The sequence below is a fragment of the Porphyromonas somerae DSM 23386 genome, from assembly GCF_000372405.1.
Classification (GTDB): domain Bacteria; phylum Bacteroidota; class Bacteroidia; order Bacteroidales; family Porphyromonadaceae; genus Porphyromonas_A; species Porphyromonas_A somerae.
Genome location: NZ_AQVC01000032.1, coordinates 1 through 18,819, shown reverse-complemented (window position 1 = coordinate 18,819; position 18,819 = coordinate 1). Strand labels below are relative to the sequence as shown.

Genomic DNA, 18,819 nt, shown 5'->3' with positions numbered 1-18,819 from the left:
GATGAAGAAGCCTCATAAGCTGCTTTTGGGGATTGGAGCCCTATTCTTATTGATCGTGGTAGGTCTCTGTACTGCCTATTATCGCTTTACTAGGCAACCAGCTTTCAATACTTCTAGCGACAAAGCGGTACGGATATTTGTCTATCCAGATGCTTCTTGGAGTGATGTGGTAGATAGTATTGTCGCTTCCACGGATGCCCCGCTCTTAGGTGATCTAAAGCTTCATCTCAAGTGTCGCACTAGTAATGCCCCTAAGGTGGGGAGCTATACGATTGAACCAAAGATGACGGTGCAAGCACTTTATAATCGATTGGTGCATGGAATGCAGACGCCTATTTCGTTTTACTTCAATTCGTATCGATTGCCAAGTCAATTGTATCGGAGGATGGGAAGTCAGCTAATGATAGATAGCTTGGAGGTGGCACGGGCGATGAATGATACCCTTTTGCTTCGTAGCTTGAATATCCCTGATACTACGTTGGTTTATTACTTAGTTCCAAATACCTATGAGGTGTATTGGGATATCACGCCAGCAGACCTCACAAAGCGTATGGCTGAGGAGAGCCAGAAGTTTTGGAATGCCCAGCGTAGAGCCAAAGCCGACTCACTGGGGCTTACTCCGTATGAGGTGATCACTCTTGCTTCGATCGTACAGGAAGAAAGTGCGAAGGTGGACGAGTACCCAATGATCGCTGGTCTATACATTAATAGGTTGAGGGTGGGGATGCCTTTGCAAGCTGACCCAACGATAAAATTTGCACTGCAAGAGTTTGGCCTCCGTCGCATCTTACATAAGCATCTAAAGGTGGATAGCCCTTACAATACCTATATTCATAAGGGATTGCCAATAGGGCCGATACGTATTCCTACTATGGAGGCTATTGACGGTGTATTGAAGGCATCGGACCATAGCTATCTATATATGTGCGCGAAGGAGGATTTTAGTGGGTATCATAGCTTTGCTTCTACGTACCCTGAGCATCAGAAGAATGCTAGGAAATATGTGGCGGCCTTAAATGAAAGAGGAATAAAATGAAGATAAGAGAATTACTAGATTATTTGGAGGAGAGAGTGCCCTTATCTCAGCAGGAAGGGTATGACAATAGTGGCGTGCAATGTGGCGATACGTCTCAGGAACTCCGGGCGGTGTTGGTGGCAATTGACACGACTGAAGCTGTAGTGGACGAAGCTATTGCAAAAGGGTGTAACCTGATTGTGACGCATCATCCAGCACTATTTCGTGGCGTGAAAAGTATTACTCCAGATTACTACATCAATCGTGTAGTCATTAAGGCAATTAAGCATGACATCGTGCTCTATGCCTCACATACTTCATTGGATAATGATGATGAGGGGGTGAATATATTTTGGGCGCGTAAGATGGGGCTTCAAAATGTAAAGATTTTGTCACCTATCGAGGGAAATCCTAACGTGGGTGCAGGGGTGATTGGTGATTTGCCTAGTCCATGCTCAATAGGTGAAGTGGTAGAGCTGATGAAGGCTTTCCAGCCAATTACTCATGTGGCTCATAGCAAGCCTCTGACCGAAAAGATAAAGAGAGTGGCATACTGTGGGGGCTCTGGAAACTTTTTGATGCCTATGGCCATCGAAGAAAAAGCCGATATCTTTATTACTGGGGAGGCGAAGTATAATGATTATTATGATGCGGAGGGGGAGATACTCCTTATGACTATTGGGCACTATGAATCGGAATTATTGACGAAAGAGTTGCTAAAAGAGATTATGTCTGAAAAAAAAGGTAACTTTGCAATCTATAGTGCAGAATCGTGTGTCAATCCCGTGCATTATATCTCATAATAATGTGGTAATAGTTATGGCTAAGAAAAAAGAAGAAAGTCCAAAGGAAATATCGGTGGAGGAGCGCCTAAAGGCTCTATATCAGTTGCAAATAGTCTCCTCTGAAATTGATCGTATCCGAACGATGCGAGGAGAGCTTCCAATGGAAGTGGAAGAGCTTGCTGATGACTTAGAGGGCAAGCACAAAAGAAAGGAGCGCTATGAAGATCAAATAGATCAAAATAAGCATAATATTGAGAAGGCTAAGGAGAGCATCAGGACTGCTGAAGGAATGGTCGAGAAGTACAAGCAGCATCTTAATGATGTACGTAACGACAAGGAGTATGATGCCATCTCTAAGGAACTCGAAAACCTGGAGTTAGATATTCTTAAGTACGAAAAAGCTATCCGTGAATATCAAGAGGATAACCAGTATATCAAAGAGGATATCGGCGCACTAACTGCAGATATCAAGGAGGTCCAGGAGGTTTATCAAGTAAAGAAGAAGGAGCTAGACGCTATCATCGCCGATACTAAGGCAGAGGAAGAGAAGCTTAGAATTAATGCTAAGTCATTAGAAGAGTTAATTGACCCTCAATTGCTCGCTGCTTTTAAGCGAACCCGCAAATCTACACACAATGGGGTCGCTGTTGCCCCTATTCAGCGTGATGCTTGCTCTGGTTGCTTTAATCTGATTCCTCCACAGCGCGAGATAGATGTTCGTTCGCATAAGAAGATTATTGCCTGCGAGTACTGTGGTCGTGTTTTGATCGATGAAGAGTTGGCTACTGAGGTGGCTGATAACTTCAAGTGATGTGACTGTTAATTAGTTGCATTACCATTGAAAAAAAAAAGGGTCTCGCCAATAGCGAGACCCTTTTCGTCGTATAGTGAAGTTCATCATTGCACAAAGCTTGACCATGGTAAGATGCTAATGCTATCTTCTTCAATGGTGCAGAATGAATGTATGTAAGCACTAGCAAGTCGGGCATTAGTAATGAGCGGAATATTGTGGTCAATAGCGGCACGACGCAATTTATAACCATTGGTTAACTCTCCAGGAGTAAGGTTTTTATTGATGTTGATCACCAAGTCCACATCTCCACTATGGAGTAATTCTAGAGCCTGAGGGGTACCCTCTTCGCTAGGCCAGTAGCACAATGTACTCTCCACTCCATTTTCCATCAAGAAACGATGGGTGCCTTCTGTTGCGTAGATGATATAGCCTTTATCTCTTAGAAGTTTAGCTGAGTCTAGTAGCATCACTTTTTGTTTTACGCCACCAGTACTCATCAGTACTCCCTTTTTAGGGATCCGATGACCCACAGAGAGCATTGCTTGTAGTATCGCTTCGTCGGAAGAACGTGCAATACATCCTACTTCGCCAGTAGAGGTCATATCCACTCCTAGTACAGGGTCGGCTTTTTGCAACCTAGTAAAGGAGAATTGAGAGGCTTTGATACCAACGTGATCTAAGTCGAAAGCATTCTTAAGAGGAGCTTGGTATGGTGAGCCAATCATAATCTTAGTTGCCAACTCAATCATATTGTAGTTGGAGACTTTGCTTACGAACGGGAAGCTTCGGGAGGCTCTCAGATTACACTCAATTACTTTAATATCATTTTCTTTTGCTAGGAATTGGATATTAAAAGGTCCTGAGATATGTAGCTCTTGAGCTATCATCCGCACAATCCGCTTGATGCGTCGAATGGTCTCAATATAGAGCTTTTGAGCAGGGAATTGAATGGTAGCATCTCCCGAGTGGACTCCAGCAAACTCAATGTGCTCACTAATGGCGTAGGCAATGAGTTCTCCCTTATCTGCCACGGCATCTAGCTCAATCTCTTTAGCATTTTCAATAAAGCTGGAAATCACAACAGGATGCTTTTGCGATACATTTGCAGCGAGCTTTAAGAAACGCTCCAGCTCCTCATCGTTGGAGCAGACATTCATCGCAGCTCCACTGAGTACATAAGATGGGCGAACCAGCACAGGATACCCGACCTCTTTTACGAAGGACTCTACATCCTCAAGAGTGGTGAGCTCTTTCCAAGCTGGCTGGTCTATTCCTAGTCGGTCTAGCATCGCTGAGAACTTGTGACGATCTTCGGCATTGTCGATATATTTTGCTTGAGTGCCTAGGATTGGAGCTTGAATAGCATCTAGCTTCATCGCTAGATTATTAGGGATCTGCCCACCAGTAGATAGAATGGTTCCTCGTGGTCGCTCAAGGTCCAAAATATCTTGCACTCTCTCAAATGTAAGCTCGTCAAAGTATAGGCGATCAGAGAGGTCGTAGTCGGTACTAACCGTCTCTGGATTGTAATTGATCATGATGGAGTGTAGCCCTTCTTTACGAATCGTATTCAGTGCTGAAACACCACACCAGTCAAATTCTACTGAACTACCTATCCTATATGCTCCTGACCCTAGCACAACGATGCTATTTTCACCATTTTCAAAGGTGACATCGTGCTGTTTCCCGTCGTAGGTCATATAAAGATAGTTGGTCTGAGCAGGGTATTCACCAGCAAGCGTGTCGATTTGCCTTACTACAGGCAAGATGTTTAGCTTTTTGCGGTATTCCCTTACGGCAGCCTGCTTTACCTCAATATCATCTATATCCGTGCCAAATAGAGCTCTTGCAATTTGGAAGTCAGAGAAGCCCTGCACTTTAGCTCTCCTCAATAGCTCAGGAGATATTTCAGCTATGCCTGACAGAGCCTCAAGTTGCTCTGCAGTATCCATAATCTTTCGAAGCTTATAGAGGAAGAATAGGTCAATCTTAGTGAGGTCATGGATCTCTTCTACCGTATATCCAAGCCTGAAAGCTTTGCTGATGACAAATATACGCCTATCTGTAGGCTGGCTAAGAGCTTTAGGAATGTCGGGAATGACCAATTCTTTATTCTCAACAAAGCCATGCATCCCTTGGCCGATCATGCGAAGTCCCTTTTGGATGACCTCTTCAATCGTGCGACCGACACTCATGATCTCTCCTACAGACTTCATGCTACTACCGATCTCACGAGATACGCCATGGAACTTACTCAAGTCCCACCTTGGCATCTTGCAGACTACATAGTCCAATGCTGGCTCAAAGAAGGCTGAGGTCGTGGTAGTTACTGCATTTTTAAGCTGGAAAAGGCCGTAGCCAAGGCCTAGCTTTGCTGCAACAAATGCTAGGGGGTACCCTGTTGCTTTCGAGGCGAGTGCCGACGAACGACTCAAACGTGCATTGACCTCAATTACTCTATAGTCTTCGCTATCAGGATCCAAAGCATACTGCACATTGCACTCACCAACAATACCGATATGGCGTACGATCTGAATAGCAATACTTCTTAGCTTTTGATGCTCAGAATTGGTGAGGGTCTGTGAAGGAGCTAATACAATACTCTCCCCAGTGTGAATGCCAAGGGGGTCAAAGTTCTCCATATTGCAGACGGTGATACAGTTGTCGTATCTATCTCTCACCACCTCATACTCAATCTCTTTCCACCCGCGTAAGCTCTTCTCCACCAACACTTGAGGAGAGAAGGAGAAGGCTTTTTCACACAAGGCGTTTAGTTCTTCCTCATTGTCACAGAAGCCACTACCAAGACCCCCTAATGCGTAGGCAGCACGTATAATAACGGGATATCCCACATGTAGTGCTGCCTTTCGAGCTGCCTCAATAGTCTCAACAGCTTCACTTTGGATTGTCTTGACCTTGATTTGGTCCAGCTTCTTTACAAAAAGTTCACGATCCTCCGTGTCCATAATGGCTTGGACGGGAGTCCCAACTACCTGAATGTTGTACTTCTCTAAAATACCACTATTGTAGAGTGCCACTCCACAATTGAGAGCGGTTTGCCCACCAAAGGCGAGTAGTATACCATCAGGACGTTCTTTCTCAATGACCTTTTCAAGGAAGTAGGGGGTCACAGGTAGGAAGTATACAGTATCGGCTACCCCTTTTGAGGTTTGTACCGTTGCAATGTTGGGGTTGACCAAAACGGTGTGTATGCCCTCCTCTCGCAATGCCTTTAGGGCTTGCGAACCAGAGTAGTCAAACTCTCCCGCCTCTCCAATCTTCAGAGCACCCGAGCCGAGTACAAGGATCTTAGAATACTTATTAATTGGTTTTGTTTCCTCCGAAGTAGGAGTAACCAACTTCCCATGATTGATTAAGTCGGCAAACTGATCGAAAATAAATACCGTATCCTCTGGACCTCCATTGGCCTCGGGGTGGAATTGTGTGGAAAAGTACTTCCCAGACTCGTGGATAAGTCCTTCATTAGAGCCGTCATTGAGGTTCCTAAAATAAGTGTGCCATCCCTCAGGTAGCGAACTATCATCTACAGCAAAGCCGTGATTTTGGCTAGTGATATAGCATTTATTTGTACCACAAAGCTGTACAGGTTGGTTGACAGACCGATGTCCGAAGGGCATCTTTGCCACCTTAGCACCAATGGCCTGGGCAATGATTTGGTTGCCCATACAGATACCAGCCACTGGCTTATCTCCCTTGTTGAGAATGTCTCGAACCCTTTCTACAAGGGTGGTACAGAGTAGAGGATTTCCTGGACCATTACTGATAAATAGCCCATCGTATTGCAACTGGGTAAAGTCGTAGTCCCAAGGTACTAGCGTGACGTTAAGACCTCTTTTAATCAGGTGACGAATAATATTCTCCTTTACGCCGCAGTCTACCAATACCACCTTTTTACTTCCGAAACTGGTAAATTCCTTGACCTCCTTAGTAGAAACCTTATCTACTAAGTTGATCTCATCGGTACTAATAAACTCGCTATTATCCTTTCTAACTTCATCAAGAAGCACTTTGCCCAGAAGTGGCCCGCTGTTACGTAGCTTTATGGTTAGCTCTCTTGTATCAATACCTGTAAGTCCTACCACTCCATGGCGTGCTAAGGCACTATCAAGGCTTTCAACAGCATTCCAATGACTATACTCATCCGTATAGTCGTGCATAATCAGAGCCGCTGGATGTATTTTATCACTTTCAAGAAACTTAGTAAGACCTGTCTCTGGGTCTTTTTCCTCAGAGGGAAACCCATAATTTCCTATGACAGGATAAGTGGTGACCAATATTTGTCCAGAGTACGATGGGTCAGTGAGGCTCTCGGTGTAACCAGTCATCGCTGTGCTGAATACCACCTCGCCACTAGCTTGGACCTCTGCCCCTATTACCGTGCCTTCGTACTTGCTACCATCGCTTAGTAGGAGTATACCTTTTCGTTCCATAGTCTTATTTTATTGTTTCCTGAAATCTTCTTCGTAAAATGCTTTGTAAGCCATATTCGTTAGCTTCACGCCACCTGGAGTGGGGTAGTCACCACTGAAATACCAATCTCCTGGGTGATTAGGAATTGCCTTATGCAGCCCCTCGAGAGACTGGAAAACCAATTCAACTTCGGCATTGATATCGGAAGGACGAAGCCGCTCAACGATCTTTGTGTTGATCTCTTCAACCGTAAATGGTGCATAAATATCCTTCACAAAGTTTCGCTCCTCAATCAGTGGTGAGTGAATACTCTCTATGATAGAGCGGTAGGTATCGTGTATAATATATGCCATACCTCTTTCGAGAAGCAAGTCAATTGCCGCCAAGAAAGCAACAAACTCTCGCATCCTACTCATATCAATACCATAGTGATCTGGGTATCGAATCTGAGGTGCCGAGGATACCACCACTATCTTCTTAGGGTGAAGTCGGTCAAGGATACGAATAATACTTTCCTTGAGTGTGGTACCACGGACAACACTGTCATCAATGACCACCAGGTTGTCCACGCCCTTTTCTACGGTGTCGTAGGTAATATCATAGACGTGCTGTGCCAAGTCTGTACGACTCGCCCCCTCCGAAATGAATGTGCGGAGTTTGATATCTTTGATCACCACTTTCTCAGCCCGAACTCGTTTGTCTAGAAGCTCGTATATCTCCTCTTTAGTCATCTGAGGATTGGCTAGTATTTCCTCCGCTTTCCAATGATTGAAGTGACGCTCCATACCCTCAATCATGCCATAATAACAGGTCTCTGCCGTATTAGGTATGAAAGAAAAGACTGAGTGGTCAATATCATTATCTATAGCCTTAAGCACATCTGGAATAAGCTGCTCGCCAAGTTTTTTACGCTCCTTATAGATATCCTTGTCCGACCCTCTTGAGAAGTATATCCTCTCAAAAGAACAAGCTTTATTTTCCTTAGGAGGTAGTATGTTAGAGACCTTGATTTCGGAGCCCGTCTTATTGATGGTAAGGGCGTTGCCACGCTCTAGCTCATGAACCGAATCTGCAGAGACATTCAAGACCGTTTGTATCACAGCTCTCTCCGAAGCACATACTACAATTTCATCATCATAGTAGTAAAAGGCAGGACGAATGCCCCAAGGGTCGCGGAGCATAAACATCTCCCCACTACCCGTGAGCCCACACATAGTATAGCCTCCATCCCAAAGAGGGGCACACTCCTTAAGGGGGATAGTCGTGTCAAGGCGGGATTCAATATCGTGAGTGATATCCATCCCTGTTAGTCCCTTTGCCTTACTTTCCCTAAACTTATGCTCTACCTCTCTATCCAGACGGTGCCCTAGTTGTTCAAGCAGAATATGAGTATCGGAGTTGCTTCTTGGGTGTTGCCCTACTGAAGTGATTGAGTCAAATATATCGTCCACACTGGTGAGCGTGAAGTTACCACATAGCGACAAGCTCTTTGCTCTCCAATTACTTCTTCGAAGCATTGGGTGAACGTATTGTATCTCTTGCTTGCCTTGTGTGGCATACCTCAGATGACCCATATAGCATTCAGCAGCATAAGGGATGTGTGCCTGAGCGAAGTTGGGGTCTCCCTGCTTCTCCTTACCGAAAGATTGGATTTGTCGCTCTACAGAGGCAAAAATCTCGGTGATGGCTGTATTTCCCAGAGCTCTTTCTCGGTACATATACTCCTCACCCGTTGGAGCAGTGAGCTTTACGCAAGAGATACCTGCTCCATCTTGTCCTCTATTATGTTGCTTCTCCATTAAGAGGTACATCTTATTTAGACCATACCTCCACGTGCCATATTTCTCTTGATAGTAGGTCAATGGCTTGCGTAGCCTCACCATTGCTATACCACACTCGTGCTTCAGTTCCTCCATTTGTGCCTTGCCTTGTTTTTAATTCTGAAAGAAGCCAGTCTCTGATCGACTAGAGACTGACTTCCTTTAGATTATTATTCTTTATTCTCAGATGAGTCCTGTTCCTCTTTAGGTACAAAAGTCTCCATGCCAGCTTTTCTAAGAAGGTTATACCACTTTATCATCTTCTTAATATCGCTATCGTGAACCTTCTCTTTGTCGTAGATTGGAAGCACCTCCTCCATAAAGCTACGTAAGTTACTAGAGCTTCCTAGTACTTCCGATTCATTCTCTATGGTCTCGGGGTGCTTGCTCTTTATCTCCTCAAATACCTCTCCTAGTGGCTTCTCGCCCTCTTCGGTATAAATTGAAATATCGGCTAGGGAAACGATGTTGTCTCTAGCAAAGAGAGGCATTCTCCGACCACTTTCCAAGTCTTCCGCAGTGAAAGGCATTCGAGTGCGATTAATCAGCTTATACAATCCCGATTTTCCTGATATAGAAATAATGTCTGTTAGCTTCATTGTTTATGTTGAATTATATTATCAAGTTGATGGTAAATTACTTCCAATTCTCTTATGATAGAGGTGTTGCCACTATTATCAATGTGCCAATCCGCTTCATCATTTTGTCTTGTCGTCTCCTCCCTCTGTAGGTTTTCAAGTAGCTCAAACCCTTTTTCGCTCCGAAAGGGATCTCTCTTTAGTACCCTGCTCATTCGTATGGGCGTTTCGGCTTTTACAGCAATTGTTACGTCACAAAGCTGGTACATGTTGGAGGTGAAAAGTATGGCACTCTCTAGGGCTACCCACTTGCTTGCTTGCTGGGCTTTCCAGAGTCCAAATTGCTCCCTTACGGTGCCGTGAACAATCCTTTCCAGCTCCTCCTTTGTCTGTTTATTAGCCAGAAGTTTGCTTATTCCTTCCTTTGCCAGTTCCCCATTGCCCTTAATCGGATCCACCCCAAAGCGGTCAATTATCTCCTCTCTTACTGAGGGGATAAAGTAGCTTTCCTTAGCTATTTTATCACAATCAAATAGGGGGATTCCATACAGCACATTAAGTGTTTGTAGCACAAGGCTTTTTCCAGCACCTACTTGCCCCCCTATTCCAATGACCTTTGGCATCACTCTTTTTCAATTATATACTCCACCGCATCTGGCTCCAATTGTATCATATGTAGCTCTTTAGGTACCATTGGAAGCCTCACCTTAAGCTTTTTAGTCCCTTCCGTAATCTCATCTACATCTATATATGGGTGAATCTGTGCAGATATATCCGATAGTTTTACGTCATCTAATGCTAGGTAAGATACCTTGATGCTAGATGGGAATAGTCGAATATTGTAGCCCTCTTCTAGATTGCGAACCATAATATTGGTGGCAATAAAAGAATTGTATTTAAGCGGTGCCACCTCAGTGGTGACCGTTACAGAGTCAGGGGTTAGCCTCACTCCATTTGGTGCTATTAAGGCTACCCGATAGCTACTAATTCCTTCTTTTGTTACCGCTAGAGGAGACTGCTCTGTACTGATCAATCCCTGAGTCATCCTTAGGCTATCAATGGAAGTGTTCAGTCCAAAGGCACTCACCTCCTCAGGCTCCATAGTTAAGGAAACCAATACCCTATTACTCTCCTCACCAAGGTCTACTTGACCACCAAAGAAGACGCCTACCTTTTCCTCAATAAGAGGAGCATACGAAAATGAGATATAGTCAGGGAAGAGGGCAATGTGAGCGTCATTTGAGTTGTTGAAGTGCTCATTAAAAACATCGTTGGTGTTTTTAATCTGGCGGATCAATTCTTCCCTGCCGATACTGATATATCCGCCCTCGGGCAAAATTTGGAGCGTGTCAATAGCCAACTTAAGGATCGGCTTGGCGGCAAACCATTGCCTAAAAGTATAGCTCATTAGCTCATTGCCACTAGCTGTAATAGCTATCTCAATCTCCTTAGGAATCCCTTTGGTCTCGTCTAGAGCGTACCTCAGGGGAAGGGTCGGGGCTTCTACAGCCATCGTAACCCGCTTAGTATAGTTGTCATTTAGCGCTTGAAATAACCAAAGGATAAACGAGAGTAGAAAGCAAAAAAGCAAAATCACCCATCTCCTACCTCTTGAGAAGTAGGAGACAGGTTTCAGTGACTTGATACTATTCCAAAATCCCATTATTGATTGGAATTGCTAAATGAGCCATCAAAAGCTCAAGGTTATTTACTTTTTGTTGGTGCTATTATCAGGGAGAGCAAATACTTGGTTGATATCCACCTTCATCTTCACACCTTCCCACACCTCAATGGTTACCTGTCCATTTTCAGGGTTGATCTCCCTGATGATGCCATAGATACCACCAGAGGTCATAATCTTATCGCCAGGCTTCATGGCCTTACGGGCTGCCTCCAGCTTTTTCTGTTGCTTGCTTTGAGGGCGTATAATCAAGAAGTAGAAGATTGCGATCATCAGCACGATCATGATGAGGGTGCTCATTCCTCCACCCATTGCACCAGCTGGTGCTTGTAGTAATGTCATTAGTTTCATATTTTCCTTTGTTTATAGTTAATTGCCTAGTATTTTTCCCTCATTCTTCAAGTCGGTAAATAGCTCATGAAGGATGCCATTGATAAATGTATGGCTGATTTCAGAGCTGTAGTAGTGAGCTAGATTGAGGTATTCATTGAGAATGATACTGGTATCTATTGTGGGGAACTTTATCGCCTCGCTCACTGCAAGCTGTAAGATAATGTAGTCAATTTCACTTACCCGCTCCTTGTCCCAATTCTTGAAGTACTTGCTAAGTAGCTCGCGGTACTCCTCCCCATGTACAATGGCGTGCTCCAAGAGCGTTGGACCAAAGTCCTCATCATCCTCAGAGGCGTAAGGGGGTCTCAGCTGTTCGGAATAGGCTTTTTTCTCCGAAAGACCATTATATACTTTAGTAACGAAGGTAAATACAATGGCGATATCGTCGTTTCTAAAGGTATCCGTCTCCTCTAGAATATCTGCAAATAGCTCGCTCTGAAGGATGTTTTCACCATAAAAGGCTCTCCACGCTTTCTTTACTTCGTCAAAGTTATCCCAGTTGATCTGAAGTAGCTCTTCACGCTGGTCAATAAGAGTGTTGAGTAGCTTTTTGATAAAGTCCTCTACGCTATGGTTGGGCGTAAATGCCTGTTCACGAGCTTGGATATAGTCTAGGTCGCTACCAATCACCTGTGTGACAGGATTGTCAATAATGTGATTGAGCAACTTCACCACGCTCTCGTCTTTGCCAAACTTATCCTCCTCCTTCGCCAGCCTGAAGGCGGCAGCTTCTTTCAAGTCATAAGGGAGTCCAGTGAGGTAGAGGTAAAGGTTGTAAGACTGGTCTAATGCATACCTCAGCAATCCAATAGCCCCTGGTATACCAATGTGCTTCACTTGATAATAGTTGTATAGCACTTGCAAAACCTTTATCCTTATTAGTAATCTATTTATCATTCGTCCACTTCGTATTTATTACACTCAACTTCACCTCCGCTTTATCCTATCTGCAAAGATACCATTTTCTATCGTTATTTGGTATAGTATATTAACTGGTGGCGATCTATATAATCTATGTGACTGGGAGATAGGCTAGAGGGTAGTTGGGGGGCTTTTACTCCAGCCCCCAGTTGAATGGTTCCGACCTCTCTTCGGATGGTATCCCAAAGGTTGGCACGTAAAAATGACTGTATGATCTTAGCCCCTCCCTCTACCAAGAGCGATGTAATCCCTTGGTCGTAGAGACTACTCACCACTTGGCTGAGATCATCGGTGCCTTTTATCAAATGCCAACCACTTTTGGGCGTGAGTAAAGCATCACTTTCTCTATGGCTGTCTATGACATACACTTTGGGCGAAGGGAGCCCAGGGTATAGTCGGTTGTTCAGCCTAGGCTGGTCCATAATTGCTGTTCCCCTTCCAATAAGTATCGCATCGTGTTCGCCACGCAACTTGTGTGTAAGTAGCTGAATGTATGGAGTGGATATCTTGGCTGCTGGCTCACTTGCACTTCGATGGTAGTCAATATAGCCATCACTACTCTCAGCCCACTTGAGGGTGATGTACGGTCTTCTGAGTAGTTGATTGGTCATAAATATCTTAGCTACCGCTTTGCACTGCTCCTCTAGTAATCCTACAGAGACCTCCACTCCTCCTTCTCTCAGTATTTGACACCCCTTTCCCGCAACTTTTGGGAATGGGTCAAGGGTGCCTACCACCACTTTTTTCACCTTTTGCTCCACTAGCATCTTAGCACAAGAGGGGGTACGGCCTTGGTGGGCACAGGGCTCTAGTGTTACATACATGGTGCTTTGGGAAATCAAGTGCCGCAGTCGTTGGGGTACACTAGCGATGCAATTAACTTCTGCGTGGTTATAGCCCTGCCTGATGTGATACCCCTGACCTATAATAGTATCATTGTATACCAATATGGCACCCACCTTTGGATTACTATTCACCTCAAAGTTTTCACCTCTACTGGCTAGGTAGATCGCCAGCTGCATATATTGTATATCTTCCACTTTTTTCTGCTATCTTTGTGCCAATGAATGAGTTTCAAACCACCAAGCAATGGCTAGCTACGGAGCTAGGTAGCTACTACTCTCAGGAGGAGGCGGAGTACATCGCACGTATCCTTCTTGAGGAGGCTTTTGGGCAACCCTATCCTATGCTCGTGGTTAGTGATGGCAAAGTTAATCAAAAGATTGATTTGCTCAAGGGTTGGCTTTCTCGATTATTGGGGCATGAACCCCTACAGTATGTACTCGGACACACCTCATTCTGCGGAATGGATCTCTATGTGAGTAGTGGGGTACTGATACCTAGGCCAGAGACCGAAGAGCTATGCTATATAATAAGGAGTAGGGGGCATCTATTCCCTGGTGCCACCTCTATTGACCTATGTACTGGTAGCGGTGCAATCGCCCTCTTTATGGCGAAGTGTGGTGCCAAGGTGGAGGCTATTGACCTAAGTCCCCATGCCCTCTCTGTGGCAGAGAAAAATATTCATCGCTATGGCTTGGAGATTGATTTACAGCGAGCCGATCTATTTGACGACCACTTTAGTCCGAAGCACGAACAGTACGACTTGGTGGTGAGCAACCCTCCCTATGTACTCAATAAGGAGCGTATGGAAATGGAGCCACATGTGCTTGAGACAGAGCCGGAGATGGCCCTATTTGTACCCGACGACGATCCGATTCTCTTTTATAGGCGGATTAAAGAGCTATATAATAATAGTAAGGTACTCGCTTTTGAAATCAATCCTCTCTGCGTTGGGGAGTTGAGGGAGCTATTCTATGATAGAAAAGTTGAATTCATCGAGGACTTCAATGGTAAAACTCGATATTTGATTGTGACGTGATATGGAGGCTGATGCACTTAAAGAACTATTGATAAAAGCGGGGAGATATACTTCAAGATACGAAAAGACTTCTAAGGAGGTGACCGAAAAGCTATTGACTTGGTCCGATGGTGAGATTGAGCCTTCGGAGATAGAGCAGATAATTGACCAGCTAAAAAGCGATAAGTTTATCGATGAAGAGCGGTATGCCGAGCGATATGTGAGGGATAAGCTAACGATGCTCAAGAAGGGACCCATCTTGATCCGATATGAGCTTCAAGAGCGGGGGGTACCCTCTTCGCTGATCCAAAAAGCACTCAGTGCTATACCTTACGACGATTGGTTTTTGGCTTTAGAGGAGTATCTGTCCCCTAAACTGGCAAGATACAAAACGAAGGCCAAAAATGAGTACGACCTGCGGATGCGGCTTGTGGATGTTGCCTATCGGAGAGGGTACCCATCGGATATATACGAGGAGGTGATTGACCGTCTTGCAGTCTCGTGATATGCTTTTTGATGACCTCATCAATTTCATATATCCTGCCTATTGTGTGGATTGTGGCTGCCGGTTAGAGGGTAAGGATATCTTTTTGTGTCCAAAGTGCTTCGATGCACTTCCTAAGTACTTTGGCATGGAGAGTTATTATGATGCACAAGAGAGATTGGAAGGGCTGGTGCCATTCACTGAATTCCAAACCGATCTTATCTTTAGCAATCCTAGTGTTGTACGTACACTAATTCACAATGTAAAGTATAATGGCTTCCCCAAAACTGGTTATTATCTTGCAAAGCACTTCGCACAGCAACATTGTGATGCAGGGCACTTTTTGGACGTAACCGTAATTGTGCCAGTTCCTCTGCTCAAAAAGAGATTGCATAGACGTGGCTACAATCAGTCTACCTTTATTGCCAAAGGACTAGCTGAGGTCTACTCCTTACCTATTGATGAAACTCTACTAGCTAGAGGTGGAGGGCGTGGTACCCAAACGCATAGGGGAAAAGAGGCGAGATGGCAACAGATTCAAGGAGCTTTCTACTCACCGCAGAAGAGTAAGGTGAGTGGTAAGCGAGTACTCGTGGTAGATGACGTGCTCACCACGGGTGCTACACTAGTCAATGCTGGTAGAGCACTAATTGATGCTGGTGCAGAGTCGGTATCATTTTATACCTTGGCTCTTGATGTCCTTGTCTAGCTGACGAAGCACTCTAAAGTATCGGGAGATGAGGAGTAGGGCAAGGGAGGTAAAGCCTACAAAAAAGGCACACCAAATACCTATGATTCCCCACTCGAAAGTAAAGCCAAAGAGATAAGCTGCTGACATGGTTAAGACGAGGTAGCAAAAACAAGCTGCCCACGCTGTAAACTTTACATCCTGCATCCCTCTGAGTGCATTGGAAAATAAGATTTGAAGCATATCTGTCACTTGGTAGGCTGCTAGTGGAAGTATCACGATTGATGCTAGCTTGATAACTGACTCATCTGTGGTGAATATGTGTGGAATGTAGGTGCGAAAAGTGAGTAGTAGCACAATGAGTGTCAGTGCCATACTTATCTGAATCTTAAAACCTGATTTTACCACACCTCTGATCTCGTCACTCTTCTTGAGTTCATAGAAGTGACCTACACGGATCATCACCGCTGCCGACATTCCATAAAACATCAGGAAGCCAAGGGTACTCACTGTGTTGACTATTTGGTGCGTTGCCAGCTCGAGCGTGCCTATCCACCCCACCATTATGACCGCAATGCTGAATGATGCTGTCTCCATTCCTAGCTGAAGGGCTGAGGGCATCCCTATGCCACTGAGCCTCTTGAGTAGACCTCTATCTATAGCCCCCTTAGTGGAGTGGTTGGTCTCAAAAATGCTCTTAAATCTTGTCGTTCCGTGAACTTCATAGATAAGGATGGCGAGCATCACAAGTCGGGAGATGAAGGTGGCAAGTCCAGCACCCACAAGACCTAGCTCAGGAAATCCCCACTTACCAAAGATGAGTAAGTAATTGAATACGATGTTAATGATATTCGATAGAATGATGGCGGTCATCCCAATCTTTGTCAACCCTACACCGTCTACAAATTGCTTGTATCCATAAAAGATGATTAGGGGAATGATACTCACTAGATGAATCGTGTAGTATGGACGTATAAGACCAAGTAACTCATAGGGCTGACCAAACCAGTGAATATTGACTAAGCATATCCACATAACAAGTGTGATAAGGATGCCCACGATGGTATTAAGGAAGATGCTGCTCTTCAGAAGGGAGCGAAGTTGGCCATTGCCAGTGGCAAATGAGCCGGATACAAGTGGGGTGAGTCCGTACGAAAATCCCATCGCAAAGACAAAGGCAATATTGATGAATCCATTGACAAATGATGCGGCAGCAAGCTCGGAGGTGCCGTATCTTCCAACCATAATATTATCAATAAAACCAACTAAAATAACTCCCATCTGGCCAAGCATAATGGGGTACCCTAGCTTCAAAATCTCCTTCGTATGTCTACTGATATTCATAAGGGTGTCCGCTTATTTCAAAAAGAAAAAGGCAAACTATCCAAAGATGGTTTGCCTTAGTAGTGACCACGGCAGGATTCAAACCTGCAACCTTTTGATCCGTAGTCAAATGCTCTATTCAGTTGAGCTACGTGGCCAGTTATCCAGTCTTACCCGAGGGTAGTGACCACGGCAGGATTCAAACCTGCAACCTTCTGATCCGTAGTCAGATGCTCTATTCAGTTGAGCTACGTGGCCGTCGTTACTAATAGGCATAAAGCCTTAACTGCGTGCAAAGGTAATAATAATTATTTATCTATCCAACATTTCAGAAGAGAATTCTGCAGAAGTTATGCATTAGGAGTATATGTTAATGCTTATGGCCTACTTAATATGTTGGCTTGTATTAGACAAGCAGATATGGAACTTAGCAGTGGTTCTTCTTAAATAGGGACCTGTGTGCAAGTGCATCAGTTTCCAATAGTCTTACCATTGAAGTTGTTAAATCAATATCTTCCGGGTATGTAACATATCGGTATCTGACCTTAACATAAACAGTATTATATAAACGTGTTCTGATTGTATCTCAAGATGAATGAGGTGGGGTGGTGCGACGTAGCTCACTTTTCATCTCTTATCCTTTTTTTTGTTTTAGTAGAAGTTAAAACCATTGGCCTCGGGTATATTTCTGCTTTCTGATGGTCCATATCCCACCTTATATTCTCTCCAATTTAGATTTTGATACCATCCATTGATGAAATTGTAGTTTCTATTTGTAGTTGGGTCCCCGAAGTTGTCTTTTTGTGCTTTATTCATGTAAGTGTAATCCACACGTTTCATCATCTCTTCATTTCCATTTTCATCTACCCAGTATAGGTGAATGTACTTATCTGGTCCTAGCATTTCCATCCCACACTCTCCGTCTCTATTCCATTTCCAAGTATAGTTTGTCACCTCTACTTGAGCTTTGTTCTCACTGTTAGGTGCTAATGTAACTTGTGTTCTACCCACCTCGTGGCTCCAAGGTGTCCAAAATGGGGTTAGTCCACCCACATTTTTATAATTCTCTTTGTGAATATCAAATCTCCAATATCCAATTGGGTTGAACATTGGCAGATACTCACATTTAGCAACTATAGTTCCTCGTAGAGTGTTATTGCTGTTGTTAACGAGAGTAGCTTCCAATATGGTGCCGACATCTATCTTCCTATATGGGTGCCCATCGATAGCATTTGTGTAACTTGGATTGTTATTTTCAAAGTCCTTTCGACTTTGATAGGTCATCCCCATCCTCCATCGTGGTGCTACACTTTGTTTAGTCACTCTATCTATAACCGTGAGTCTCTCTGTGCCGTTATAAGGTGACTTACCCCAAGGGATTTGCTCGTTAAGATACTTCTTTCCAACGCCACCTAGTCTCATTGTCTCGTCATAGTCTCTTGAGTCTAGGTAAGGCAGCTTATACCACTTCTCATTCGCTCCATTTCGTGTGCCTACATAATCCTTGTGATACTTCACGAAGCAGACCATGCGATATTCTCCAGCAGGTGCAGTGATGTAACAGTAGTTGTCATAATACCCATCTCTTCCTCCATTCATTGAGGGTATGTAGCCGCCGATGGTGTTGAAGTAGAGAGGTGGGTAAACTTCAACGAGGGTTCCACCTAGTGTCTCTAATCCTAGCATCAGCCCCCAATCTCTTCCGTTCATCACCTGCTCCTCCTTCATCTCTGCTACCCACGCTAAAAGGTTTACATCATCCTTATATAAAACTTTGGTATGCATTGATTGGTCTGTTAGAGGACGATAGCTTGTCCAGCCATAATACTCTCGTGCTGTCTTCTCATCTATCTCCCCACCGTAATTAGCATGAAGTAGGTTCCATGCCTTTTGGTTGGCATCCGACCAATACTTTGTGTCTATAGGTATGGTATAGGCAAGAGGAGGGTTGACGATCTCTTCCTCATGAAATCTAAATAGCAACTTTGTGACCGCTCCTTGTACTAGAGACACCTCTTGTCGCTCTTCCTTGCTTTCTCCTTTTTC

15 protein-coding genes, 2 tRNA genes and 1 pseudogene are annotated in these 18,819 nt (G+C 44.3%); 6 read left to right on the top strand and 12 right to left on the bottom strand.

Annotated features, from left to right (window positions below; translation table 11 throughout):
* The first annotated feature begins 1 nt into the window (after position 1).
* The 3 genes from mltG to A3GK_RS0106995 are packed head-to-tail and all read left to right on the top strand — an operon-like array spanning position 2 to position 2,611.
* Complete coding sequence (gene mltG, locus A3GK_RS0107005) at positions 2 to 1,036, top strand: endolytic transglycosylase MltG (protein ID WP_018028757.1); 1,035 nt, start codon at positions 2 to 4, stop codon at positions 1,034 to 1,036.
* Positions 1,033 to 1,818, top strand: coding sequence for a Nif3-like dinuclear metal center hexameric protein (locus A3GK_RS0107000; RefSeq protein ID WP_018028756.1), 786 nt, complete (start codon positions 1,033 to 1,035; stop codon positions 1,816 to 1,818). Before mltG ends, A3GK_RS0107000 begins: the two co-directional genes overlap by 4 nt.
* Before the next feature lie 16 nt (positions 1,819 to 1,834).
* A complete protein-coding gene (locus A3GK_RS0106995; protein WP_018028755.1) occupies positions 1,835 to 2,611 on the top strand; it encodes a zinc ribbon domain-containing protein in 777 nt (258 codons plus the stop codon).
* A gap of 86 nt (positions 2,612 to 2,697) precedes the next feature.
* Here A3GK_RS0106995 and carB read toward each other — a convergent pair whose 3' ends face one another.
* The 8 genes from carB to ribD form a co-directional block, all read right to left on the bottom strand.
* Complete coding sequence (gene carB / locus A3GK_RS0106990) at positions 2,698 to 7,044, bottom strand: carbamoyl-phosphate synthase (glutamine-hydrolyzing) large subunit (RefSeq protein WP_018028754.1); 4,347 nt, start codon at positions 7,042 to 7,044, stop codon at positions 2,698 to 2,700.
* Positions 7,045 to 7,053: 9 nt separating this feature from the next.
* On the bottom strand, positions 7,054 to 8,940 hold the full coding sequence (locus A3GK_RS0106985) for an amidophosphoribosyltransferase (RefSeq protein ID WP_018028753.1): 1,887 nt from the start codon (positions 8,938 to 8,940) through the stop codon (positions 7,054 to 7,056).
* Between the two features lie 74 nt (positions 8,941 to 9,014).
* Positions 9,015 to 9,443: a DUF5606 family protein gene (locus A3GK_RS0106980; RefSeq protein ID WP_018028752.1), complete on the bottom strand. Its 429-nt coding sequence runs from the start codon at positions 9,441 to 9,443 to the stop codon at positions 9,015 to 9,017.
* Positions 9,440 to 10,045: a dephospho-CoA kinase gene (gene coaE, locus A3GK_RS0106975; RefSeq protein ID WP_018028751.1), complete on the bottom strand. Its 606-nt coding sequence runs from the start codon at positions 10,043 to 10,045 to the stop codon at positions 9,440 to 9,442. Before coaE ends, A3GK_RS0106980 begins: the two co-directional genes overlap by 4 nt.
* Positions 10,045 to 10,935: a YbbR-like domain-containing protein gene (locus A3GK_RS0106970; protein WP_155799461.1), complete on the bottom strand. Its 891-nt coding sequence runs from the start codon at positions 10,933 to 10,935 to the stop codon at positions 10,045 to 10,047. The genes coaE and A3GK_RS0106970 overlap by 1 nt, the downstream gene beginning before the upstream one ends.
* 195 nt (positions 10,936 to 11,130) lie before the next feature.
* Positions 11,131 to 11,454 (bottom strand): preprotein translocase subunit YajC, encoded by a 324-nt coding sequence (yajC, locus tag A3GK_RS0106965; RefSeq protein ID WP_021903073.1) that lies wholly within the window; start codon positions 11,452 to 11,454, stop codon positions 11,131 to 11,133.
* Between the two features lie 18 nt (positions 11,455 to 11,472).
* On the bottom strand, positions 11,473 to 12,393 hold the full coding sequence (locus A3GK_RS0106960) for a transcription antitermination factor NusB (protein WP_040576055.1): 921 nt from the start codon (positions 12,391 to 12,393) through the stop codon (positions 11,473 to 11,475).
* Positions 12,394 to 12,467: 74 nt separating this feature from the next.
* Positions 12,468 to 13,457, bottom strand: a complete 990-nt coding sequence (gene ribD, locus A3GK_RS0106955) for a bifunctional diaminohydroxyphosphoribosylaminopyrimidine deaminase/5-amino-6-(5-phosphoribosylamino)uracil reductase RibD (protein WP_026161780.1) — start codon at positions 13,455 to 13,457, stop codon at positions 12,468 to 12,470.
* A 23-nt stretch (positions 13,458 to 13,480) separates the two neighbouring features.
* Between ribD and A3GK_RS0106950 the strand changes: the two genes are divergently transcribed.
* The 3 genes from A3GK_RS0106950 to A3GK_RS0106940 are packed head-to-tail and all read left to right on the top strand — an operon-like array spanning position 13,481 to position 15,471.
* The gene (locus A3GK_RS0106950; protein WP_018028746.1) at positions 13,481 to 14,299 is read left to right on the top strand and encodes a N5-glutamine methyltransferase family protein; all 819 of its coding nucleotides are present in this window, start codon (positions 13,481 to 13,483) and stop codon (positions 14,297 to 14,299) included.
* Between the two features lies 1 nt (position 14,300).
* On the top strand, positions 14,301 to 14,783 hold the full coding sequence (locus A3GK_RS0106945) for a regulatory protein RecX (protein ID WP_018028745.1): 483 nt from the start codon (positions 14,301 to 14,303) through the stop codon (positions 14,781 to 14,783).
* Between the two features lies 1 nt (position 14,784).
* Complete coding sequence (locus A3GK_RS0106940) at positions 14,785 to 15,471, top strand: ComF family protein (protein WP_051052324.1); 687 nt, start codon at positions 14,785 to 14,787, stop codon at positions 15,469 to 15,471.
* Here A3GK_RS0106940 and A3GK_RS10595 read toward each other — a convergent pair.
* The 4 genes and pseudogenes from A3GK_RS10595 to A3GK_RS11545 all read right to left on the bottom strand — a co-directional run.
* A complete protein-coding gene (locus A3GK_RS10595; protein WP_018028743.1) occupies positions 15,436 to 16,794 on the bottom strand; it encodes an MATE family efflux transporter in 1,359 nt (452 codons plus the stop codon). The two genes, A3GK_RS0106940 and A3GK_RS10595, sit on opposite strands and share 36 nt — an antisense overlap.
* A gap of 63 nt (positions 16,795 to 16,857) precedes the next feature.
* Positions 16,858 to 16,931, bottom strand: a tRNA-Arg gene (locus A3GK_RS0106930).
* Positions 16,932 to 16,957: 26 nt separating this feature from the next.
* Positions 16,958 to 17,031, bottom strand: a tRNA-Arg gene (locus tag A3GK_RS0106925).
* Positions 17,032 to 17,424: 393 nt separating this feature from the next.
* Positions 17,425 to 18,819, bottom strand: a pseudogene (locus A3GK_RS11545) (hypothetical protein); the annotation flags it as partial.